The organism is Streptomyces violaceusniger Tu 4113, assembly GCF_000147815.2.
In the GTDB taxonomy this organism is placed as follows: domain Bacteria; phylum Actinomycetota; class Actinomycetes; order Streptomycetales; family Streptomycetaceae; genus Streptomyces; species Streptomyces violaceusniger_A.
The window spans coordinates 7627770-7649400 of record NC_015957.1 but is presented as its reverse complement, the minus strand read 5'-3'; the positions used below and the strand labels follow the sequence as shown (position 1 = coordinate 7649400).

Annotated in this window: 20 protein-coding genes; 14 read left to right on the top strand and 6 right to left on the bottom strand. The window is 71.4% G+C overall.

All coding sequences use genetic code 11. The annotated features are described in order from the left end of the window. Positions 1–100: 100 nt before the first annotated feature. The 3 genes from STRVI_RS31125 (at position 101) to STRVI_RS31120 (ending at position 2417) form a co-directional block, all read left to right on the top strand. On the top strand, positions 101–1150 hold the full coding sequence (locus tag STRVI_RS31125; RefSeq protein ID WP_014059543.1) for an LLM class F420-dependent oxidoreductase: 1050 nt from the start codon (positions 101–103) through the stop codon (positions 1148–1150). A 137-nt stretch (positions 1151–1287) separates the two neighbouring features. Next, a complete protein-coding gene (locus STRVI_RS52215; RefSeq protein ID WP_150112937.1) occupies positions 1288–1494 on the top strand; it encodes a hypothetical protein in 207 nt (68 codons plus the stop codon). Between the two features lie 116 nt (positions 1495–1610). Next, positions 1611–2417 carry a hypothetical protein gene (locus STRVI_RS31120; protein ID WP_014059542.1) on the top strand — a complete coding sequence of 269 codons (807 nt, stop codon included), beginning with the start codon at positions 1611–1613 and terminating at the stop codon, positions 2415–2417. Between the two features lie 31 nt (positions 2418–2448). On the opposite strand, the gene corA is transcribed toward STRVI_RS31120, so the two are convergent. Further along, positions 2449–3441 carry a magnesium/cobalt transporter CorA gene (gene corA, locus STRVI_RS31115; RefSeq protein ID WP_014059541.1) on the bottom strand — a complete coding sequence of 331 codons (993 nt, stop codon included), beginning with the start codon at positions 3439–3441 and terminating at the stop codon, positions 2449–2451. 97 nt (positions 3442–3538) lie between these two features. Between corA and STRVI_RS31110 the strand changes: the two genes are divergently transcribed. The 4 genes from STRVI_RS31110 (at position 3539) to mshC (ending at position 7287) form a co-directional block, all read left to right on the top strand. After that, positions 3539–4234: a histidine phosphatase family protein gene (locus STRVI_RS31110; RefSeq protein ID WP_043236832.1), complete on the top strand. Its 696-nt coding sequence runs from the start codon at positions 3539–3541 to the stop codon at positions 4232–4234. Between the two features lie 124 nt (positions 4235–4358). After that, on the top strand, positions 4359–4949 hold the full coding sequence (locus tag STRVI_RS31105) for a DUF3090 domain-containing protein (protein WP_014059539.1): 591 nt from the start codon (positions 4359–4361) through the stop codon (positions 4947–4949). After that, on the top strand, positions 4913–5812 hold the full coding sequence (locus STRVI_RS31100) for an SCO1664 family protein (RefSeq protein WP_014059538.1): 900 nt from the start codon (positions 4913–4915) through the stop codon (positions 5810–5812). Before STRVI_RS31105 ends, STRVI_RS31100 begins: the two co-directional genes overlap by 37 nt. Before the next feature lie 245 nt (positions 5813–6057). Beyond that, positions 6058–7287 carry a cysteine--1-D-myo-inosityl 2-amino-2-deoxy-alpha-D-glucopyranoside ligase gene (mshC, locus tag STRVI_RS31095; RefSeq protein WP_014059537.1) on the top strand — a complete coding sequence of 410 codons (1230 nt, stop codon included), beginning with the start codon at positions 6058–6060 and terminating at the stop codon, positions 7285–7287. Positions 7288–7484: 197 nt separating this feature from the next. Here the strand turns inward: mshC and STRVI_RS31090 are convergent, their stop codons facing one another. Then, the gene (locus STRVI_RS31090; protein ID WP_014059536.1) at positions 7485–8636 is read right to left on the bottom strand and encodes a PAC2 family protein; all 1152 of its coding nucleotides are present in this window, start codon (positions 8634–8636) and stop codon (positions 7485–7487) included. Between the two features lie 218 nt (positions 8637–8854). Here STRVI_RS31090 and STRVI_RS31085 point away from each other — a divergent pair, with 218 nt between their 5' ends. From STRVI_RS31085 to STRVI_RS31055, 7 genes are all read left to right on the top strand, one after another. Next, complete coding sequence (locus STRVI_RS31085) at positions 8855–10342, top strand: enolase C-terminal domain-like protein (protein WP_014059535.1); 1488 nt, start codon at positions 8855–8857, stop codon at positions 10340–10342. After that, positions 10339–11115 carry an SDR family NAD(P)-dependent oxidoreductase gene (locus STRVI_RS31080; protein WP_014059534.1) on the top strand — a complete coding sequence of 259 codons (777 nt, stop codon included), beginning with the start codon at positions 10339–10341 and terminating at the stop codon, positions 11113–11115. Before STRVI_RS31085 ends, STRVI_RS31080 begins: the two co-directional genes overlap by 4 nt. 117 nt (positions 11116–11232) lie before the next feature. Then, positions 11233–12267 (top strand): sugar ABC transporter substrate-binding protein, encoded by a 1035-nt coding sequence (locus STRVI_RS31075; RefSeq protein ID WP_014059533.1) that lies wholly within the window; start codon positions 11233–11235, stop codon positions 12265–12267. 2 nt (positions 12268–12269) lie between these two features. Beyond that, positions 12270–13856 (top strand): sugar ABC transporter ATP-binding protein, encoded by a 1587-nt coding sequence (locus STRVI_RS31070; RefSeq protein ID WP_014059532.1) that lies wholly within the window; start codon positions 12270–12272, stop codon positions 13854–13856. Beyond that, positions 13853–14890 carry an ABC transporter permease gene (locus tag STRVI_RS31065; protein WP_014059531.1) on the top strand — a complete coding sequence of 346 codons (1038 nt, stop codon included), beginning with the start codon at positions 13853–13855 and terminating at the stop codon, positions 14888–14890. The genes STRVI_RS31070 and STRVI_RS31065 overlap by 4 nt, the downstream gene beginning before the upstream one ends. Before the next feature lie 20 nt (positions 14891–14910). Next, positions 14911–15933 carry an aldo/keto reductase gene (locus STRVI_RS31060; protein WP_014059530.1) on the top strand — a complete coding sequence of 341 codons (1023 nt, stop codon included), beginning with the start codon at positions 14911–14913 and terminating at the stop codon, positions 15931–15933. Between the two features lie 2 nt (positions 15934–15935). Continuing rightward, positions 15936–16787 carry an amidohydrolase family protein gene (locus STRVI_RS31055; protein ID WP_014059529.1) on the top strand — a complete coding sequence of 284 codons (852 nt, stop codon included), beginning with the start codon at positions 15936–15938 and terminating at the stop codon, positions 16785–16787. Between the two features lie 22 nt (positions 16788–16809). Here STRVI_RS31055 and STRVI_RS31050 read toward each other — a convergent pair whose 3' ends face one another. The 4 genes from STRVI_RS31050 to glpK form a co-directional block, all read right to left on the bottom strand. Then, positions 16810–17481, bottom strand: a complete 672-nt coding sequence (locus tag STRVI_RS31050) for a FadR/GntR family transcriptional regulator (RefSeq protein ID WP_014059528.1) — start codon at positions 17479–17481, stop codon at positions 16810–16812. A 162-nt stretch (positions 17482–17643) separates the two neighbouring features. Beyond that, positions 17644–18114: a hypothetical protein gene (locus tag STRVI_RS31045; protein ID WP_014059527.1), complete on the bottom strand. Its 471-nt coding sequence runs from the start codon at positions 18112–18114 to the stop codon at positions 17644–17646. A gap of 343 nt (positions 18115–18457) precedes the next feature. Beyond that, on the bottom strand, positions 18458–20068 hold the full coding sequence (locus STRVI_RS31040; RefSeq protein ID WP_014059526.1) for a glycerol-3-phosphate dehydrogenase/oxidase: 1611 nt from the start codon (positions 20066–20068) through the stop codon (positions 18458–18460). Positions 20069–20071: 3 nt separating this feature from the next. Then, complete coding sequence (gene glpK / locus STRVI_RS31035; RefSeq protein WP_014059525.1) at positions 20072–21619, bottom strand: glycerol kinase GlpK; 1548 nt, start codon at positions 21617–21619, stop codon at positions 20072–20074. Positions 21620–21631 lie beyond the last annotated feature (12 nt).

Below are 21631 nucleotides of genomic sequence, written 5' to 3'. Positions count from 1 at the left end.
GCCCCGTGGCAGCCTGTGGATAACCCACCCCTGACGTATCCCGGCCATGCGCGCTAGAGTCCCCGGAACAGCGACGTTACTGATCAGTAAGGGGTGCGGTATGAGGCTCGGCATCAACCTCGGCTACTGGGGCGCCGGAATGGACGCGGACAACCTCGAGGTCGCCCGCGAGGCCGACCGGCTCGGCTATGCCGTGTGCTGGGCCGCCGAAGCCTACGGTTCGGACGCGGCCACGGTCCTCGCGTGGGTCGCCGCGCAGACCGAGCACATCGACGTCGGCTCCGCCATCTTCCAGATTCCGGCCCGGACTCCGGCCATGACGGCCATGACCGCCGCCACTCTCGACACTCTCTCCGGTGGCCGCTTCCGCCTCGGGCTCGGCGTCTCGGGGCCGCAGGTGTCCGAGGGCTGGTACGGGACGCGGTTCGACAAGCCGCTCGCCCGCACCCGCGAGTACGTGGAGATCATCCGCAAGGCGATGTCACGCGAGCGGCTGACGCACGAGGGCCAGAACTGGACGCTGCCGCTGCCCGACGGCCCCGGCAAGCCCCTCAAGCTGACCGTGCACCCGGTGCGGGAGTACATCCCGCTGTACATCGCGGCCATCGGCCCGAAGAACCTGGAGCAGACCGGCGAGATCGCCGACGGCGCCCTGGTCCTCTTCTACGCGCCCGAGCACGCCGAGGCGACCACCCTCAGCTCGCTGCGCGCGGGCCGGGAGAAGGCGGGCAAGGACCTCGAGGGCTTCGACGTGGTGCCCACCGTCCCCATGGCCCTCGGCGACGACGTCCGCGCCCTCGCCGACCAGTTCCGCCCGTACACGGCGCTCTACGTGGGCGGCATGGGCAGCGCCAAGCAGAACTTCTACAACAAGCTCGCGCAGCGCATGGGGTACGAGAAGGAGGCCGCCGAGATCCAGGAGAAGTACCTCTCCGGGGACAAGCAGGGCGCCGCCGCGGCCGTCCCCCACGAGCTGATCGACTCCACCTCGCTGCTCGGCCCCGTCGAGCGCATCGCGGACCGCATGCAGGCGTACGCGGAGGCCGGGGTCACCACCCTGTCGCTCACGCCCGCGGGCTTCACGCTGGAGGAGCGCCTCGCCGGGCTGCGGGCGGGCGTGGAGGCCCTGGAGCGGGCCGGAGTCGCATAAGGGCGGCGACGAGTGCCAAGGCCGTCATCGGGCGCTGAGGGGACGACGAGCGCCAGGGGCGGCCCCTGCTCGCTGCAAGGGCCTGGTCGCCGTAAGGGCCTGGTCGCCGTAAGGGCCGCGATGACACACGCGAGGCCGTGGCAAGCCGCACAGCGGCGGTCGAAGGCCCTGGGGGAGCCGGCTCGGCTGAGGAGTCGGCTCAGGGCCGCGCCGGGAAGTTCTGCGGCCGTGGTGGGGGCTCGGGGGTCTTCCCCGCCACGGCCGTCGTCCAGCACAACGCCTGCGCCGCTCAGGAGTTACGGGGACGCGGCGCCCTCGCCGTCCTCCGTTCGGCCGAGCCGTGAGCCTGAGCTGTTGCCGCCGCGCCCACCGGGCCGTTGACTTTTTCTGCGCAGCCCCTGCGTGGATGTCGGCACGGAAGCGCACGGCGGCGCACGACAAGCGCTCGGAGGTGGCGGCGATGCTCTCGGCGAAAAGCGTGTTCCAGGAGATCCTCGACAACGACGAGTCGTTCCGGCTCTTCTGCTCCGTCGCGGCCAGCGGGGAGGCCCAGGGAGGCTGGGAGAACGGCCGGATCGCCGCCCTCGTGCCCGAGAGCCTGCGCGACCTCGCCCCCAAGATCGCCCGCCATGGCGCCGACGAGGACAAACACGGCCGGATCTTCAACGCCCTGCTGGGCAAGCGCGATCTGGAGCCCATGGAGGTGCCGCGCGAGGCCGACTACACGATGCTCCTGGAGGCGCGCGGCATCGGCCTCGCCCATGACAAGCTGCGCCGCGACGAGCCGCTCACCGAGCACGACATCGTGATCTACCTCGCCCACAGCCGGGTCACCGAACAGCGCGCCTCCGCCCAGATGGTGGTGTTGCGCAGGTACTTCGGCGACCACCCCGACCTCGGCCGCGCCGTGCGCATGATCGCCGAGGACGAGGACAACCACCTCGCCTACTGTCATGAGGAGTTGCTGCGCCTGGCCGCCGCCGGATACGGCCGGACCATCCAGCGGGCCCTGCGGGAGACCGCGCTCGTCGAGATGGAGGTCTACCGGGACGTCAGCCTGGCCGTGATGGCCCACATGGGGCGCGTTCTCGGCTGGCCCAAGCCGAAGTCCGCGCTGTTCGCGGCCGGGATCCACGCCCTGCACATGTACGAGCGGCTGGGCGGCTGGCGGCGCATGGTGTCCCTGCGGATGCCCGAGCGGCGCAACGCGCTCGGCGGGCCCGCGCAGAGCGCCTCCGGCGCACCCGAGGCGCCCGAGTTCGTCTGAGCCCGACTACGGCTTCGGCAGCGCCACCGGCTCAGAGCCACCCGCGCCGCTTGAACCAGCGGTACAGCACGGCGATCACACCGGCCATGAGCGCGACCACCCCCGGGTATCCCCAGGGCTGCTTCAGCTCCGGCATGTGCTCGAAATTCATGCCGTAGATCCCGGCGATCATCGTCGGCACCGCGGCCATCGCCGCCCACGCCGAGATCTTCCGCATGTCGTCGTTCTGCCGCACGCCCATCTGCGCGAGATGGGCGGAGAGGATGTCCGACAGCAGCCGGTCCAGCCCCTCCACATGCTCGTTCACCCGGGTCAGATGGTCGCTGACATCGCGGAAGAACGGCCGGGAGCCCTCGTGCACGAACGGCACCCCGGCGCCGGTGAGCCGCTCCATCGGCTCCCCCAACGGCCCGGTCGACCGGCGGAATTCCATCACCTCGCGCTTGAAGGCGTAGATCCGCCCGGCGGTGTTCTGCCCGGCGCCCCCGTTCGGGGCGAACACCTCCGTCTCCAGCCCCTCCAGGTCCCCGTGCAGCGCGTCGGCCACGTCCAGGTAGTGGTCCACGACCGCGTCGGAGACCGCGTACATCACCGCCGTCGGACCGTGCTGCAGCACCTCCGGCCTCTTCTCCAGCCGGTCCCGCACCGCGCCGAGCGGATTCGCTTCGCCGTGCCTTACGGTCACCACGAAGGAGTCACCGACGAAGACCATCAGCTCACCCGCTGTGACGGTGCCGGCCTTGTCGTCGTACTGGATCGGCTTGAGCACCAGGAACAGCGAGTCGTCATAGACCTCCAGCTTCGGCCTCTGGTGGGCGCACAGGGCGTCCTCCACAGCCAGCGGATGAAGCCCGAACTCGCTGGTGACCAGCTCGAACTCCTTCTCGGTCGGCTCATGCAGGCCGATCCACAAGAAGGCGTCCCCGCTCGCGCGCGCCTCGTCGAGGGCGTCGGAGAAGTCGGCGGGTCCCTCGGTGCGGCACCCGTCCCGGTAGATGGCACAATCCACGATCACGCAGCGCATTCTGCCTCGCGTGCTGCCGGTACGCACAAGGGGGCCCTGTGCGGGAGCGGTGCGCACCGCCGCTGAGCGGCGCCGGAGGGGTCGTAGGGTGGCAGGCATGCCCATGCTGATCCTCGTACGGCACGGCCGGTCCCCCGCCAACACCGCGGGCCTCCTCGCGGGCTGGACCCCCGGTGTCGCCCTCGACGAGCGCGGTGCGGCCCAGGCCGCGGCGCTGCCCGGCAGGCTGGCCGGGCTGCCCCTGGCCGCCGCCGTCACCAGCCCCCTGCAGCGCTGCCGGGAGACGCTGGCCCCGCTGCTCGCCGCCCGCCCCGAACTGCCGCTGCACCCCGACGACCGGATCGGTGAGTGCCACTACGGAGACTGGTCGGGCCGTAAGCTCGCCGAGCTCGCCGATGAACCACTGATGAACATCGTCCAGCAGCATCCGTCCGCCGCCGCCTTCCCCGGTGGCGAGTCCATGCGCGCGATGCACACGCGCGCGGTCGAGGCGGTGCGCGACTGGAACGCCCGGATCGAGCAGGAGCACGGCGCCAACGCGGTCTATCTGATGTGCTCCCACGGGGACGTCATCAAGGCACTGGTCGCGGACGCCCTCGGACTGCATCTCGATCTCTTTCAGCGGATCTCGGTCGAGCCCTGCTCGGTCACCGCGATCCGGTACACCCCGACCCGGCCCTTCGTCGTCCGGCTCGGCGACACCGGCGACTTCGCGGGACTGGCGCCGCGCGAGGAGACCACCGGGGACCGGGGCGGGGACGCGGCGGTGGGCGGCGACGCGGGAGCACCGTGATCTCCGTGCGCAGTAGGGTGGTGCCGCGGTGCGAGGGCGCCGTGACAGCCCTGACCGGGCGGTCGTGGCACCCAGCGGTCAGCAGTCAGTCAGCCGAGCAGTCGAACCAAAATGGAGCAGGACGTTGTCCCGTCAGGTGTTCCTCTATGACCCGCCGGACCGTTTCGTCGCCGGTACGGTCGGGCTGCCTGGTCGCCGTACCTTTTTCCTGCAGGCGTCCGCCAGTGGCCGGACCACCAGTGTCGCCTTGGAGAAGACGCAGGTCGCCGCGTTGGCCGAGCGGATAGACGAGCTGCTGGACGAGGTGGTGCGGCGCACCGGCGGAAACGCCCCGGTCCCCGCCGTCGCACCGACCGAACTCACCGACATGGCACCGCTGGAAGCCCCCGTGGAGGAGGAGTTCCGGGTCGGCACCATGGCACTCGCCTGGGACGGCGAGGAACAGCGGATGATCGTCGAGGCACAGGCCCTGGTGGAGCTGGAGGCCGAGTCCGAGGAGGATCTGGCCGAGGCCGAGGAGCGGCTGCTCCAGGACGATGTGAACGGCCCGCCCATGCTGCGGGTGCGGCTCACCGGGACGCAGGCGCGGGCGTTCGCCAAGCGCGCCCTGGAGGTCGTCAACGCCGGCCGGCCGCCCTGCCCGCTGTGCAGTCTGCCGCTCGACCCGGAGGGACACGTATGTCCGCGCCAGAACGGATACCGCCGCGGAGCCTGACGCCGCCGGCCCCGTCCGAGCTGCTGGCTCTGGGTGAGCTGACGGTGCGCGGACAGGTCCGGGAGGCGTCCAACGCGGTGCTGTACTGCACGGTCGAGTACGACGGCCACAGCGCCCCCTGCGTCTACAAGCCGGTGGCCGGGGAGCGGCCGCTGTGGGACTTCCCGGACGGCACGCTCGCCCAGCGCGAGGTCGCCGCGTACGAGATCTCCGAGGCCACCGGCTGGGGCCTGGTGCCGCCCACTGTGCTGCGCGACGGGCCGTACGGGCAGGGGATGTGCCAGCTCTGGATAGAGGTCGAGGTGGCCCCCGACGGGGCGGACGGCGACGGGTCGGCGGACGGCGACGGCGACGGCGAGGGATCCGGGGAGACCGGGGGAGCGGAGCTGCTCGCGCTCGTCGAGGGCGACGAACCGGGCCCCGGCTGGAAGGCGATCGGCTACGCCGAGGTGGACGAGGGCCGCACGGCGCTGCTGGTCCACGCCGACGACGTACGGCTGCGCCGGCTGGCCGTCCTCGACGCGGTGATCAACAACGGCGACCGTAAGGGCGGCCATCTGCTGCCCGCGGCCGGTGGCCGGCTCTATGCGATTGATCACGGAGTGACCTTCAACGCCGATGACAAGCTGCGCACCCTGCTGTGGGGCTGGGCCGGGGAGCCGCTGCCGGACGATGTGCTGGAGGTGCTGCGCCGGTTGGCGGACCAGCTCGCCGACGGCGGCCCGCTTGGCGCCCGGCTGGCGGAGCTGATCACCGGGGCCGAGATCGAGGCTCTGAGGGCCCGTGTGGCCACGCTGCTGCGGACCGGGAAGCACCCCGAGCCCAGCGGCCAGTGGCCCGCCATTCCCTGGCCGCCGGTCTGAGGCGGCGCGGTCCGGTGTCCGCTGGTCCCAGGCGGCCGGGTCCGTTCCGGGTGCCCTGACCGCCGGTCTGAGCGGACCGGTTCGTTCCGCCTCCGGGCGACGCTCCGCCGCGTCCCCGCCCGGCAGCCGTGGAACGCGGCTCAGGGGGCCCATGCAGCTCACGGGCGCATCCACAAGACCGCCCATCCGGCCAACACCGCTGGTCCGGTTCGTATACGGACGCTGCATCCGGTTACGCTCATTGCATGTATGCCTGGCCCGCTTCTGAGACTCCCGCCCTGCCCGGCAGTGGCCGGGACCTGAGCATTCACGACACCGCGACCGGGGGACGGATCACTCTGACCCCCGGTCCCGTCGCGCGCATCTACGTCTGCGGGATCACCCCGTACGACGCGACCCATATGGGTCATGCCGCGACCTACAACGCGTTCGACCTCGTTCAGCGCGTATGGCTCGACACCAAGCGCCAGGTTCACTACGTCCAGAACGTCACGGACGTCGACGATCCCCTGCTGGAGCGGGCCCAGCGGAACGGCGACGACTGGACGGCCCTCGCCGAGCGCGAGACCGCCCTCTTCCGCGAGGACATGACGGCCCTGCGGATGCTGCCCCCGCGCCACTACATCGGCGCCGTCGAGTCGATACCGGGCATCGTGCCGCTCGTGGAGCGGCTGCGCGACCTGGGCGCCGCCTATGAACTCGAAGGCGACATCTACTTCTCCGTGGAGTCCGACCCCTCCTTCGGCTCCGTCAGCCGGCTCGACGCCGAGGCCATGCGGCTGCTGTCCGCCGAGCGCGGCGGCGACCCGGAGCGCCCCGGCAAGAAGAACCCCCTCGACCCGATGCTGTGGATGGCCGCCCGTGAGGGCGAGCCGAGTTGGGACGGCGGATCGCTCGGCTCCGGCCGCCCCGGCTGGCACATCGAGTGCGTGGCCATCGCCCTGGACCACCTCGGCATGGGCTTCGATGTGCAGGGCGGCGGATCCGATCTCGCCTTCCCGCACCATGAGATGGGCGCCTCGCACGCCCAGGTGCTCACCGGTGAGCGGCCGTTCGCCAAAACGTATGTGCACGCCGGAATGGTGGCCCTGGACGGCGAGAAGATGTCCAAGTCCAAGGGCAACCTGGTCTTCGTCTCGGCGCTGCGCCGAGACGGTGTGGACCCGGCGGCCATACGGCTCGCGCTGCTGGCCCACCACTACCGCTCGGACTGGGAGTGGACGGACGGGGTGCTGCGGGAGGCCGAGGAGCGCCTCGGTCGCTGGCGTGCGGCCGTCTCGCGACCGGACGGGCCCTCGGCCGCCGCGCTGGTGGAGGAGATCCGCGAGGCGCTCGCGAACGACCTGGACTCCCCGGCCGCCCTGGCCGCCGTCGACCGCTGGGCGGCCGCGCAGACGGCCACCGGCGGTACGGACGAGGGGGCGCCCGGGCTGGTCTCCCGCGCCGTGGACGCGCTGCTGGGCGTGGCCCTCTGACGCGGCGTCGTATCGCCGCACCGTGACGGTGAACGTGAACGCATGAGCCCGCGCCGGGGTCCTCCCGGCGCGGGCTCGTCGCTGCTTCCCGTGTGCCGTGCCACGCGGCTGACGTGGCGGCGTGTGAGACGCCGTGCGTCGTATGGAGCGTGGCCCGTGGCGTACGCGCGCGGCGGCGCGGCTACGGGGCTACCGGCCTACCGGCCGGAGCCGGACCCCTCGTCCCCGTCGCCGCCCCGCTCCGTGCCGCTCTCGTCGCGGCGGGAGACGTCCTGGCCCTCGCCACCCTGAGCGCCCTGGGCGTCGTCCGGATCCTTGGCGTCCTCCTCGGCGGCGCCGGTGTCCTCCGCGTCGTTGGCCACCTCGTCCTTGGGGGACGGCCTGCGCGGCCGCCCGTGGCCGGTGGCGGGATCCCGCAGATAGGGCGCGCCCGGGCCGCCTGGGCCGCCCTCCCGGCCCTCGGCGAGGCCGCCGCTCTCGGTCGCGTGGCCGCCGGGGCCGGGCTGGCCGTCGCGCCGCCGCAGATAGCGCTCGAATTCGCGGGCGATGGCCTCGCCCGACGCCTCCGGCAGCTCGGCGGTGTCCCGCGCCTCCTCCAGCGACTGGACGTACTCGGCGACCTCGCTGTCCTCGGCGGCCAACTGGTCCACGCCCAGTTGCCAGGCGCGTGAGTCCTCGGTCAGCTCGCCGAGGGGGATGCGCACCGAGATGAGGTCCTCCAGGCGGTTGAGCAGCGCCAGGGTGGCCTTCGGGTTCGGCGGCTGCGAGACGTAGTGCGGCACGGCCGCCCACAGGCTCACCGCCGGGACGCCGGCGTGGGCGCAGGCCTCCTGGAGAACTCCGACGATCCCGGTCGGGCCCTCGTAGCGGGTCTCCTCCAGATCGAGGCTGCGGGCCAGGTCCGAGTCGGAGGTGACCCCGCTGACCGGCACCGGCCGGGTGTGCGGGGTGTCGCCGAGCAGTGCGCCGAGGATGACGACCATCTCCACGCCCAACTCATGGGCGTAGCCGAGGATCTCGTTGCAGAACGACCGCCAGCGCATGCTCGGCTCGATACCGCGCACCAGCACCAGGTCCCGGGACTTCTCCCCGGTTTCCGCCCGGACCACCGAGAGCCGGGTCGTCGGCCAAGTGATCTTGCGCACGCCGCCCTCCAGCGCCACGGTGGGCCGGTTCACCTGGAAGTCGTAGTAGTCCTCGGCGTCGAGCGAGGCGAAGACCTCGCCCTTCCACTCCCGGTCCAGGTGCCCGACCGCGGTCGAGGCGGCGTCTCCGGCGTCGTTCCAGCCCTCGAAGGCACAGATCATGACCGGGTCGATCAGCTCGGGAACCCCCTCAAGCTCGATCACCCAGCGCCTCCTTCCGACCGGGGCGGACGGATCGGTGCCGCCACCGGCTGCAGTTCCCATTGCGTGCCACCCAAGCCTACGGCTTTCCGGTGCTCCGGCCGCAGCCCCCGTCCAGGAGCGCTAAGAGATTCATCCGATCTGTTCTCCGAAAGTTCCGGCGTACCTCTGGACGAAACCCTTGGTGCAGCGCTATACATCGGATCACCGCGAAAGGTCCGATGTTCTCTCTCGCGCATCGTTTCAGGGAGCACCCATTGAGTCTGCGTCCATCCGTCACCGAGCTCGAGGTCCATGACATCCGGTTTCCCACCTCGGAGCAGCTCGACGGCTCGGACGCCATGAACCCGGACCCCGACTACTCCGCCGCCTACGTCGTGCTGCGCACGGACGCGGGGGAGGGGACGGCGTCCGAGGGGCACGGCTTCGTCTTCACCATTGGCCGCGGCAACGATGTCACCGCGGCCGCCATCCGGTCTCTCCGCCCCCATGTGGTGGGCCGCCCCGCGCCGCTGACGGCGGCCGATCTGGCCGTCCTGCACCGTGAGCTGACCCATGACTCGCAGTTGCGCTGGCTCGGGCCGGAGAAGGGCGTCATGCATATGGCGGCGGGCGCGGTGATCAACGCCGCCTGGGACCTCGCCGCCCGGCAGGCAGGCAGGCCGCTGTGGCAGTTCCTCGCCGAGATGTCGCCGGAGGAGCTGGTCGAGCTGGTCGACTTCCGCTACCTCACCGACGCGCTCACCCGTGACGAGGCGCTCGCCATCCTGCGCGCCGCCGAGCCCGGCCGCGCCGAGCGCGCCGCGCTGCTGCGCGAGCGGGGCTACCCCGCCTACACCACCTCGCCCGGCTGGCTCGGCTACTCCGACGAGAAAATGATCAAGCTGGCGCAGGAGGCCGTCGCCGACGGCTTCGGCCAGATCAAGCTCAAGGTCGGCGCCGATCTCGACGAGGACCTCAGGCGGATGCGGCTCGCCCGCGAGGCGGTCGGCCCCGATGTGCGCATCGCCGTGGACGCCAACCAGCGGTGGGACGTGGCGGAGGCGGTGCGCTGGATGAGCGCCCTGGCGCCGTACGACCCGCACTGGATCGAGGAGCCCACCAGCCCGGACGACGTCCTCGCCCACGCCGCCATCCGCGCCGGACAGCCGGTCAAGGTCGCCACCGGTGAGCATGTCGCCAACCGCGTGGTCTTCAAACAACTGCTCCAGGCCGAGGCGGTCGACTTCGTCCAGATCGACGCGGCACGGGTCGCCGGGGTCAACGAGAACCTCACGATCCTGCTGCTCGCCGCCAAGTACGGACTTCCGGTGTGCCCGCACGCGGGCGGCGTCGGGCTGTGCGAACTCGTCCAGCATCTGGCCATGTTCGACTTCGTGGCCGTATCGGGTAGCTGGGACGACCGGGTCATCGAGTATGTCGACCACCTCCACGAGCACTTCGCCGATCCCGTGGTCATCGAGTCGGGCCGCTACCGCACCCCGACCGCGCCGGGCTTCTCCGCCCGTATGTACCCCGAGTCGATCGCCGCCTACCGCTATCCGGACGGACCCGAATGGCGGGCCCGCCTCGCAACGCCCGCACCGGCAACGCCCGCACCGGCAACGCCCGCACCGGCAACGCCCGAACCGGCAACGCCCGAACCGGCAACGCCCGCACCGGCAACGCCCGCACCCGCACAGCCCGTACGACAGGAGGACAACCAGTGACCACCGGCGACTTCGAAGGGCTGGCCGCACTCGTCACCGGCGGCGCCTCCGGTATCGGCGCCGCCATCGCGGCCACGCTGCGCGACCGGGGAGCGCGGGTCGCCGTGCTCGACCGCGATCCGTCGGGCGCCCCGGACGGCACGCTGGCGCTCAAGGCCGACGTCACCTCCGACGAGGCGATCAGGACCGCGGTGGACGCGGCGGTGAGCGAGTTCGGCGCCCTGCACACCCTCGTCGGCAACGCGGGCATCGGCGCGATCGGCAGCGTCGAGGACAACTCCGACGAGGAGTGGCACCGGCTGCTGGACATCAATGTGCTGGGCCTGGTCCGCACCGCGCGGGCCGCGCTGCCCCATCTGCGCGCCGCCGCGGCCGACCGGCCCGGCGCCGTCTCCATCACCCACACCTGCTCGATCGCCGCCACTGCCGGACTGCCGCAGCGCGCCGCCTACAGCGCCAGCAAGGGCGCGGTGCTCTCGCTCACCCTCGCCATGGCGGCGGACCACATCCGCGAAGGGGTCCGCGTCAACTGCGTCAACCCCGGCACCGCGGACACCCCGTGGGTCGGCCGGCTGCTCGACCAGGCCCCCGATCCGGCGGCCGAGCGCGCCGCCCTGGAGGCCCGTCAGCCCACCGGACGGCTGGTCTCCGCCGACGAGGTGGCCGCCGCCGTCGCGTATCTCGCCAGCCCCGCCGCCGCGGCCGTCACCGGCACCGCGCTGGCGGTCGACGGAGGGATGCAGGGGCTGCGGCTGCGCCCCGCCTCCTCCTGAGACACCGTCTCCACCCCGGAGACCGCCTACACCCTGGACAACGGCTTCGCCCGACGCTACGCCCTGGACCAGCACCACCCGCACCACTCGACCCAGAACGACCAAGGACGGGACTCGATGACGAGACTCCGCACCACCGGCACCGCCGCCTGCGCCGTGCTGCTGGCCGTCGCAGCGCTCACCGGCTGCAACCGCGAGAGCAATGGCGCCGGCGGCGGCAAGGTCGGCATCGACATGCCGCGGACGGACACCGACTTCTGGAACTCCTACCAGCAGTACCTGGAGAAGGGTGTGGACAAGGGCACCGTCTCCGCGCTGCCGCTGTCCAACTCGCAGAACGACATCTCCAAGCTGGTCGCCAACGTCCAGGCCTTCACCGACCAGGGCGCCAAGGCGATCGTCATGGCTCCCCAGGACACCGGCGCCATCTCCTCCACCCTGGAACAGCTGGAGGAGAAGAAGATCCCCGTGGTGAGCGTGGACACCCGGCCCGACTCCGGCAAGATCTACATGGTGGTACGGGCCGACAACCGGGCGTACGGCACCAAGGCGTGCGAGTACCTCGGCGAGAAGCTGGGCGGCAAGGGCCGGGTCGCCGAGCTCCAGGGCGACCTCAGCTCCATCAACGGCCGGGACCGCTCGCAGGCGTTCGCCTCCTGCATGAAGAAGAAGTACCCCGGCATCAAGGTGCATGAGCTGCCCACCGACTGGAAGGGCGATGTGGCCTCCGCCAAGCTGCAGAGCCTGCTGGCCCAGCACAAGGACATCAACGGCATCTACATGCAGGCGGGCGGCGTCTTCCTGCAGCCCACGCTCGCGCTGCTGGAGCAGAAGAGGCTGCTGAAGCCCGCCGGTTCGGACAAGCACATCACGATCATCTCCAACGACGGGATACCCGAGGAGCTGGACGCGATCCGCTCCGGGAAGATCGACGCCACGCTCTCCCAGCCCGCCGACCTCTACGCCAAGTGGGCCCTGAACTACGCGAAGGCCGCTCTGGACGGCAAGACGTTCAAACCCGGCCCCACCGATCACGGCTCCAACATCGTCAAGATCGAGAACGGTCTGGAGGACCAGCTCCCGGCACCGCTGGTCACCAAGGAGAACGTCGACGACAAGAAGCTGTGGGCCAACCAGCTCGAGAAGAAGTGACCATGGGCACGGTCGAGCAGCCCGCCGTGGTGCGGGCCCAGGGCATCGTCAAACGGTTCGGGCCCACCGTCGCCCTGGACCACGCCCGGCTGGCCGTCCGGCCCGGGGAGGCCCATGCGCTCGTCGGGCGCAACGGGGCGGGCAAGTCCACGCTGGTGTCCGTCCTGACCGGGATGGAGCGCCCGGACGAGGGCGAGGTGACCTTCGGGGACGAGCCCGCCCCCGGCTACGGCGACACCGCCGCCTGGCAGCGCAGGGTGGCCTGCGTCTACCAGAAGTCGATGGTGGTCCCGGACCTGACGGTCGCCGAGAACCTCTACCTCAACCGCTTCCCGGGGGCGCGCCACATCCGCTGGCGCGCCCTGCGCGAGGACGCCCGTGCGCTGCTGGCCGAGTACGGCGTGGAGGTGGATCCGCAGACGCGGGCGAAGGACCTCAGCGTCGAGCAGCGGCAGTTCGTGGAGATCGCCCGCGCCCTCTCCTTCGGCGCCCGGCTGATCATCCTCGACGAGCCCACCGCCCAGCTCGACGCGGGCGGTATCGACCGGCTCTTCGCCAAGCTGCTCGAACTGCGCCGGCAGGGGGTCGCCTTCCTGTTCATCTCGCACCATCTGCAGGAGGTCTACGAACTCTGCGACACCGTCACCGTCTTCCGCGACGCCCGGCATGTGCTCACCGCCCCGGTCGCCGACCTCCCCAAGGAGGAGCTGGTGGCGGCGATGACCGGGGACGACGGCACGGCGCCCGGGGGCGACTCCCGGGCGGCCGTCCGCGCCCCCGTCGCCCGTAAGGCGGCCGACCCGGGCGGGGAGCCGGTGCTGCGCACCGAAGGGCTCACCCTGGAGGGCGAGTTCGACCCGCTGGACCTGGTGGTGCGCCCCGGCGAGGTACTCGGCCTGGCCGGGGCCACGGCCAGCGGCAACACGGCGGTCGGCGAGACCCTGGTGGGCTTGCGCAAACCGGCCGGCGGGCAGCTTTCGGTGCGCGGCCGCCCGGTGCGGCCCGGCAGCGTGCCGCACGCCATCGACGCGGGCATCGGCTACGTCCCGGAGGACCGGCACGACCAGGGCCTGGTCCTGGGCCGCAGTGTCGCCGAGAACGCCACCTTGACCGTCACCGACCAACTCGGGCCCTACGGCACGGTGCTGCCCTCCCGGACCCGCGCCTTCGCCCAGCGGATGATCACCTCCCTGGACATCAAGACCTCGGGCCCCTCGCAGCCCGTTTCGGGTTTGTCCGGCGGAAATCAGCAGAAGGTCGTCATCGCGCGGGCACTGGCCCGTGAGCCCAGCCTCCTGGTCGCGATCCGCCCGACCGCCGGGGTGGACGTGAAGTCCAAGGACGCCCTGCTCGGGGTCGTACGGGACGTCGCCGCGGCCGGGAGCGGCGCGGTCATCGTCTCCGACGAACTGGACGATCTGCGGGTCTGCGACCGGATCCTGGCGTTCTTCCACGGGCGGGTGGTCGCGGAGTTCGACAGCGGCTGGAACGACCGTCAGCTCGTCGCCGCCATGGAGGGCATGACCGAGCCGGGCACCAACGGCACGGCGGGGGACACAGAAGACCGCACAGAAGGAAGGCAGTCATGACCGATACGGCACGCCAGCAAACCGCGGAGGCGGTGGCTGACGGCCCGGTGGGGCGGGGCCGGCCGCGGATCGACATCGCGCGCTGGCGCGATCTGTCACTGGTCCCCGTGATCTTCGTCCTCGGCGTCATCGGCTTCATCGTCTCGCCCGCCTTCCTCACCGAGGACAACCTGATCGGCGTCGTCCAGCAGTCCACCGAACTGGGGCTGCTGGTGCTGGGCGAGGCGCTGATCCTGATCAGCGGGCGGATGGACCTCTCCCTGGAGTCGACCATCGCCGTGGCACCGGTGATCGCCCTGTGGCTCGTCCTGCCCGATCACGGGGCGCGGTTCGATGGCCTGGGGCTGCTGCCGGTGTGGACCGCCATACCGCTGTGCCTGGCGGTCGGGGCGCTGATCGGCGCGGCCAACGGCTTCCTGATGCTCAAGCTGCGCGTCAACGGCTTCATCGCGACCCTGGGCATGCTCACCATGCTGCGCGGACTGCAGGTCGGCGTCGCCCAGGGCCAGTCCATCGTCAACGTCCCCGAGTCCTTCCGCTACCTCGGCAAGGCCGACTGGCTGGGCGTGCCCGCCGCCGTATGGATCTGCCTGGGGCTGTACGCCCTCGGCGGCCTGGCGCTGGGCTATCTGCGGCACGGGCGCGCGCTGTACGCGATCGGCGGCAACCCCGAGGCCGCGCGGGCGGCGGGCATCCGGGTGGACCGGATCACCTGGATCGTGCTGAGCGTCGGCGGACTCCTCGCCGCCTTCGCGGGCATCCTCTACACCGGCCACTACGGCTCGGTCGCCGCGACCCAGGGCAACGGCTGGATCTTCCAGGTCTTCGCCGCCGCGGTCATCGGCGGAATCAGCCTCAAGGGCGGCCGTGGCACGCTCTTCGGCGCGCTCACGGGCGTGCTGACGCTGCAACTGGTCGTCAATGTGATGACCCTGGGCGGGGTACCGCCCCTGTGGAACCAGTTCATCAACGGCTCGATCATCATTGTCGCGCTGATCATCTCCCGCTACGCCAGCGGCGAGAAGCAGGACTGAGAGCCGGTCGGGAGGAAGCCATGGTGGGCGACGGAGGACGGGCCCCGAGCGGCCCGCGCGAACTGGGGCGCTCGGGGGTGCGCGTACCACCCCTGGGCCTCGGTTGCGCGCCGCTGGGCAATCTCTACGAGGCGGTGCCGGAGGAGCGCGCGCGGGACACCGTAAGGGCGGCGTTCGACACCGGCCTCACGTATATGGACACCGCGCCGCACTACGGCGTCGGTCTCTCCGAGGAGCGGCTGGGGCGGGTGCTGGCCGGGCGCGAGCGCGCCACGTACACCCTCTCCACCAAGGTGGGGCGGCGGCTGCGGCCGCGCGCCCCCGGGGAGCCGGTCCAGGCGGACGGGTTCGCCGACACCCCCGACCGGGTCCGGATGTGGGACTTCACCCGGGACGGCATCCGCGCCACCCTCGAGTCCTCCCTGGAGCGGCTCGGGGTCGACGCCCTGGACATCGTCTACGTGCACGATCCGGAAGACCACATCCGTGAGGTCTATGAGACGGGCTTCGCGGCGCTGGCCGAGCTGAAGCAGGAGAAGCTCGTCCGGGCCATCGGCTTCGGCATGAACCACAGCGACCTCCTCGCCCGGTTCGTCGCCGACTTCGATGTGGACGTCGTGCTGTGCGCCGGGCGCTGGACGCTGCTGGACCGCACCGCCCACGACGATCTGCTGCCGGTGTGCGAGCGGCGCGGCACCTCCGTGGTGGTCGGCGGGGTCTACAATTCCGGGCTGCTCGCCGACCCCGCCCCCGGGGCCCGCTACAACTACCAGCAGGCGCCGCCCGAACTCTTGGCGCGGGCCCGGCGGCTGGCCGAGGTGTGCGCCGAGTACGAGGTGCCGCTGCGGGCCGCCGCGCTGCGCTTCCCCTTCGGTCACCCCGCGGTGGCCGCGGCGGTGGTCGGCTGCGCCACCCCGGCCGAAGTCCGGGACAACGCCGAGCTGTTCACCCACGACATCCCCGATGAGCTGTGGCAGGCTCTGGTGGCGCGCGGGCTGCTCGACGAGGACATCCCGCTGCCGGTCCCGACCCCCGAGGAGTGACCTTGCCTCGCCGTATCGACGCCCACCACCATCTGTGGGACCTGACCCGCCGCGAGCAGCCGTGGATGGACGGCCCGTGGGCGGAGCCCATCCGCCGCACCTTCACCCCGGACGACCTCGCCCCGCATCTGGACGCCCATGGGATCGACGCCACCGTCGTCGTCCAGTCCAGCTCCTCCGTCGAGGAGACCCGGGAACTCCTGGCCCTGGCGGGCGGGTCGGACCGGATCGCGGGCGTCGTCGGCTGGGCCGGCCTCACCGATCCCGGGGTGGGCGAGGTGCTCGCGGAGCTGGCCGCCGGACCCGGCGGCGACCGGCTGGTGGGCCTGCGCCACCAGGTGCAGGACGAGCCGGATCCGCGCTGGCTGGACCGCGCCGACGCCCGCCGGGGGCTCGCCGCCGTGGCCGACGCGGGACTGGTCTACGACCTGCTGGTCACCCCGCGCGAACTCCCCGCGGCCATCGACGCCGTCCGCGAGCTGCCGCAGGTGCGCTTTGTCCTCGACCACGCGGCCAAACCGCCCGTGGCCAGCGGCGAGCGCGACCTCTGGGCCCGGCAGCTCACCTCGCTCGCGGCCCTGCCCAACGTCGACTGCAAGCTGTCCGGTCTGGTCACCGAGGCCGACTGGGACGAGTGGAAGCCGGAGCAGGTGCTGCCGTACGCGCGGCACGTCCTGGATGCCTTCGGGCCCGGCCGGGTGCTGTTCGGCTCCGACTGGCCGGTGTGTGTCCTGGCCGCCACCTACGACGAGGTGGTGGCCCTCGCGGAGCGGTCCACCCTCCCGCTCGGCGAGGACGAGCGCGCCGCCGTCTTCGGCGGCAACGCGGTCCGCGCCTACGGCCTCCAGCCGTAAGGCGCGCGCCGCCTGCCGACGTTCACAGCGTGGAGCGCAGCCACTGCTCCACGCTCGCGATGTGCACCGTCGCCCAGGACCGTGCCGCCTCCGCGTCGCGGTCCCGCAGCGCGGAGAGGATCGCCCGATGCTCATGGAGGGTGCGGCTGACCGCGTCCTCCTGGGTCAGACCGCGCCACACCCGGGCCCGGGTGGTGGGCCCGGAGAGCCCGTCGAGCAGTGAGCAGAGCACCGAGTTGCCCGAGCACTGGACGATGCCGCGGTGGAATTCCAGGTCGCAGGCGACCAGTTCCTCCACCGACGGCGTCTGCCCGAGCGCGTCGAGCTGCGCCTGGAGCCGGTCCAGCTCGGCCTCGCTGATCCGGGTGGAGGCCAGCGCCGTGGCCGCGGGCTCCAGGATCCGCCGTACCGCCAGGAACTCCAGTACGGTGTCATCGCGGTGGAAGTCCACGACGAAGCTCAGCGCCTCCAGCAGCAACTGGGGGTCGAGGCTGGTCACATAGGTGCCGTCGCCCTGCCGTACGTCGAGGATCCGGATCAGCGACAGGGCCCGCACGGCCTCGCGCAGCGAATTGCGGGACAGCCCGAGATCGGCGGCCAGCTCACTCTCCTTGGGGAGCCGGTCACCGGGGCGCAGCGCGCCCGAGACGATCATGCCCTTGATTTTCTCGATCGCCTCGTCGGTGACCGCCATGGTGGACCTCCCCGGAGCAAAACATCCGATGTATCAGAGGTCCATTATGACTTATGCCGTGCGCGAAACCGGCGGCGTCTGCCGGGGACGCCGCCGGTCCGCTGGGACCTGCTGCCGGGAGGGCCCGAAGACGGGCTCAGAGCCGGTTGTTCATCGGATGGCTCAGAAGGTGAACGGCCCCGGGGTCTGGGGCGAGGTGGCGGTGCAGTTCACCGTGATCAGGCCGAAGATGACCAGCTTGAGCGACTTGGCCTCCAGGACGTCGCCCGCGGCCACCGTGCCCTTGAGCGGGCCGGTGGTCACATCGGAGCCGGTCGGGATGGCCGGGTTGGCGTTGCCGGTGAAGGTGGTGGTCCCGGAGCCGTTCTTCGACAGCGTCAGCGTCGAGCTCACCGAGCCCGCCGGAACGTCGATCGGAGCCTTGATCGCTCCCGAGGACAGGGTGATGGTCGCGGCCGTCCCGCTCTGCGTGGCCGTGAGGGTGGCCAGGCCCGACCCGTAGGTCCCGCAATCGGCGGTCAGGGTCGCGGTCGTGGGGTCGACCGCGGAGGCGGTCGGCGCCAGCGCCAGCGCGCCGGCGGCCAGTGCTGCTGTTCCCATTGCCGTGCTGATCCCGAGCTTGAAGCGTCTCATGGGACTGCCTTCCGGAGTGGGGGAGTGCGCTGATGTGTGGGGGGTTCCCGCCCGTCATCCACGGGCGATGTCATTGATGCGCGCACCGCCGAAGAAGGCAAGAGCGATTCAGCAGATTTTTAACGCGCGAGTAAGTCTGCGGCCGCCGCACTGGATCACCGCCAACTGCCCTACAGGCGACGGAGCTTGGGGAAGCCTCAGGTCAGCTCCGCGGCGTGCCGGGCGCCTCCCGGCGCACCACCGGGGCGATCCGGCCGGGGCCCGAACCGAGTCCGGGCGGCCGGGTGAGAAGACGTTTCCTCTCACCCGGCCGCCCGGACCTGGGAAGGCGGCCCCGCGGGGGTCAGGGTCGCTTGGCCAGCAGGTCCTCGACCCGGCTCCGGATGTCCTCGGAGTCCAGGCCGCGGATGGTCAGGGTGGTGCGGCGGCGCAGTACGTCGTCGGCCGTGCGCGCCCACTCGTAGTCCCGGGCGTAGACGACCTGCGCCCAGATCTCCGGGGCGTCCGGGTGGACGCGCTCCGCGAGCGCCGGGTCGCCGCTGGCCAGCCGGGCGATGTCGAAGGAGAGCGAGCCGTAGTGGGTCGCCAGGTGACGGGCGGTGTCGGCCGCCATGCGCGGGCCGGGGGTGCCGCCGTCCACCAGCAGCCGGTGCTCGACGGCGTGCGGATTGGCCAGGCCCGGCAGCGGCATGTGCTTGGGCAGCAGCTTGACCGGCTCCATGTCGTCGGCGAGCGGACGGCCCGGCAGCTCGGCCAGCTTCTGCATCACGGTCCGGCCGATGTGGCGGAAGGTGGTCCACTTGCCGCCGGCTATGGAGAGCATCCCGCCCCTGCCCTCGGTGACCACGGTCTCGCGCTTGGCCTTGGCGGTGTCCCCGGGGCCGCCGGGCAGCACCCGGAGCCCCGCGAAGGAGTAGGTGATCAGGTCTCGGGAGAGCTGCTGGTCGCGGATGGAGAAGGCCGCCTCGTCCAGGATCTGGGCGACGTCCTTGTCGTTGACCGCGACATCGGCCGGGTCGCCCTCGAACTCCTCGTCCGTGGTGCCCAGCAGCAGCATGTCCTCCCAGGGGAGGGCGAAGGTGATGCGGTACTTGTCGATCGGGGTCGCCAGCGCCGCCCGCCAGGGGGAGGTGCGCTTGAGGACCAGATGCGCGCCCTTGGACAGCCGGATCGACGGCGCCGCGTTAGGGTCCTCCATCCGGCGCAGATGGTCCACCCAGGGGCCGGTGGCGTTGAGCACCAGACGGGCGTTCACCCCGAACTCGGTGCCGTCGGTGCGGTCCTTGAGCTCGGCGCCGGTGACCCGGCCGTCGCTCTTGCGCAGGCCGATGACCTCGGCGTGGTTGAGGACGGTGGCGCCCGCCTCCACGGCCGCCCGGACCGTCATCAAAGCCATGCGGCTGTCGTTCATCTGGCCGTCGCCGTAGACCGCGACCGCCTTGAGGTTCTCGGTGCGCAGCTCCGGGACGTCGCGCGCGGCCCGCTCGGCGCCGATCACATGGCCGACGCCGTCCCGGAACGCGGAGAGCGCCGAGTAGGCGAAGACACCCGCGCCCAGCTTGGTCGCGCCGTGCGGGCCGCCCTTGTAGACCGGCAGATAGAAGGTGAGCGGGTTGGCCAGGTGCGGGGCGACGGTACGGGAGACCGCGCGCCGCTCGAAGTGGTTCTCGGCGACCAGCTTGACCGCGCCGGTCTGGAGATAGCGCAGGCCGCCGTGGAGCAGCTTGGAGGAGGCGGAGGAGGTGGCGCCGGCGAAGTCACCGGCATCCACCATCGCCACCCGCAGCCCGGACTGCGCGGCGTGCCAGGCAGTGGTGATGCCCAGAATGCCGCCGCCGATCACCAGGAGGTCGTACGTCGCCTTGGAAAGCTGTTCCCGGGTTTCGGCTCGGCTCGGGTTCGAACCGGCAGCCGGGTGCGTTCCGAGGGACGGAACGCTCTGCAGGGTGGTCATTGATTACTCCTCGTCTTCGATCCAGCCCATGGTCCGCTGCACGGCCTTGAGCCAGCTCTTGTACTCGCGGTCGCGGACGTCCGCGTCCATTCGGGGGGTCCATTCGGCCGCCCGGCGCCAGTTGGCGCGCAGGGCGTCGGTGTCCGGCCAGAAGCCGACGGCCAGACCGGCGGCGTAGGCCGCGCCGAGGCAGGTGGTCTCGGCGACCATCGGGCGCACCACGGGTGCGTCCAGGGCGTCCGAGAGGGTCTGCATCAGAAGGTTGTTGGAGGTCATGCCGCCGTCGACCTTGAGCGCGGTGAGCTCGACCCCGGAGTCCTTGGTCATCGCGTCGACGATCTCGCGGGTCTGCCAGGCGGTGGCCTCGAGCACGGCGCGCGCGATGTGCGCCTTGGTGACATAGCGGGTCAGGCCCGCGATCACACCGCGCGCGTCGTCCCGCCAGTACGGGGCGAACAGGCCGGAGAAGGCGGGCACGAAGTACGCGCCGCCGTTGTCCTCGACGGAGCTGGCGAGGGTCTCGATCTCGGCGGCGCTGTTGATCAGGCCCATCTGGTCCCGCATCCACTGCACCAGCGAACCGGTGACGGCGATGGAGCCCTCCAGGGCGTAGACCGGCTTCTCGTCGCCGATCCGGTAGCCGACGGTGGTCAGCAGCCCGTTGTAGGAGTTGACCGGCTTCTCGCCGGTGTTCATCAGCAGGAAGGTGCCGGTGCCGTAGGTCGACTTGGCCTCGCCCTCGGCGTAGCAGGTCTGGCCGAAGAGGGCCGCCTGCTGGTCGCCGAGCGCCGAGGCGACCGGCACGCCCGCCAGGATGCCCTCGGCCGTGTGGCCGTAGACCTCGGCCGAGGAGCGTATCCGCGGCAGCAGGGCGGCCGGGATGTCAATCGAGGTGAGGATCTTCTCGTCCCAGTCGAGGGTGTGCAGGTTCATCAGGAGGGTGCGCGAGGCGTTGGTGACGTCGGTGACATGCACGCCGCCGTTGACGCCGCCGGTCAGGTTCCAGATGACCCAGGAGTCCATGGTGCCGAAGAGGATGTCGCCCGCCTCGGCCCGCTCGCGCAGCCCCTCGACGTTGTCGAGCAGCCAGCGGATCTTGGGACCGGCGAAGTAGGAGGCCAGCGGGAGGCCGGTCTCCCGGCGGAAGCGGTCCTGGCCGACGTTGCGGCCGAGCTCGCGGCAGAGGGCGTCGGTGCGGGTGTCCTGCCAGACGATGGCGTTGTGCACCGGCTCACCGGTCTTGCGGTCCCACAGCAGGGTGGTCTCGCGCTGGTTGGTGATGCCGATCGCCTTGACGTCGATGGCGGTGATGCCGGCCTTGCTGATAGCGCCGGCGACGACCTCCTTGACGTTCTCCCAGATCTCGGTGGCGTCGTGCTCCACCCAGCCGGGCTTGGGGAAGATCTGCTCGTGTTCCTTCTGGTCCACCGAGACGATGCGGCCGTCGCGGTCGAAGACGATGCAGCGGCTGGAGGTGGTGCCCTGGTCGATGGCCGCGATGAACGGGCCCTGGCCGTGGGACGAGGCGCTCGTGGTGTGGGTGTCGGTCATGATCTGCTGCTC

Excerpts from the sequence above, each read along its gene's own strand:
- STRVI_RS31125 (WP_014059543.1), top strand. The coding sequence starts at position 101 with ATGAGGCTCGGCATCAACCTCGGCTACTGGGGCGCCGGAATGGACGCG.
- STRVI_RS31120 (WP_014059542.1), top strand. The coding sequence starts at position 1,611 with ATGCTCTCGGCGAAAAGCGTGTTCCAGGAGATCCTCGACAACGACGAG.
- corA (WP_014059541.1), bottom strand. The coding sequence starts at position 3,441 with ATGCGCTGCGTGATCGTGGATTGTGCCATCTACCGGGACGGGTGCCGC.
- STRVI_RS31110 (WP_043236832.1), top strand. The coding sequence starts at position 3,539 with ATGCCCATGCTGATCCTCGTACGGCACGGCCGGTCCCCCGCCAACACC.
- STRVI_RS31100 (WP_014059538.1), top strand. The coding sequence starts at position 4,913 with ATGTCCGCGCCAGAACGGATACCGCCGCGGAGCCTGACGCCGCCGGCC.
- mshC (WP_014059537.1), top strand. The coding sequence starts at position 6,058 with ATGTATGCCTGGCCCGCTTCTGAGACTCCCGCCCTGCCCGGCAGTGGC.
- STRVI_RS31085 (WP_014059535.1), top strand. The coding sequence starts at position 8,855 with ATGTTCTCTCTCGCGCATCGTTTCAGGGAGCACCCATTGAGTCTGCGT.
- STRVI_RS31075 (WP_014059533.1), top strand. The coding sequence starts at position 11,233 with ATGACGAGACTCCGCACCACCGGCACCGCCGCCTGCGCCGTGCTGCTG.
- STRVI_RS31070 (WP_014059532.1), top strand. The coding sequence starts at position 12,270 with ATGGGCACGGTCGAGCAGCCCGCCGTGGTGCGGGCCCAGGGCATCGTC.
- STRVI_RS31065 (WP_014059531.1), top strand. The coding sequence starts at position 13,853 with ATGACCGATACGGCACGCCAGCAAACCGCGGAGGCGGTGGCTGACGGC.
- STRVI_RS31060 (WP_014059530.1), top strand. The coding sequence starts at position 14,911 with ATGGTGGGCGACGGAGGACGGGCCCCGAGCGGCCCGCGCGAACTGGGG.
- STRVI_RS31050 (WP_014059528.1), bottom strand. The coding sequence starts at position 17,481 with ATGGCGGTCACCGACGAGGCGATCGAGAAAATCAAGGGCATGATCGTC.
- STRVI_RS31045 (WP_014059527.1), bottom strand. The coding sequence starts at position 18,114 with ATGAGACGCTTCAAGCTCGGGATCAGCACGGCAATGGGAACAGCAGCA.
- STRVI_RS31040 (WP_014059526.1), bottom strand. The coding sequence starts at position 20,068 with ATGACCACCCTGCAGAGCGTTCCGTCCCTCGGAACGCACCCGGCTGCC.
- glpK (WP_014059525.1), bottom strand. The coding sequence starts at position 21,619 with ATGACCGACACCCACACCACGAGCGCCTCGTCCCACGGCCAGGGCCCG.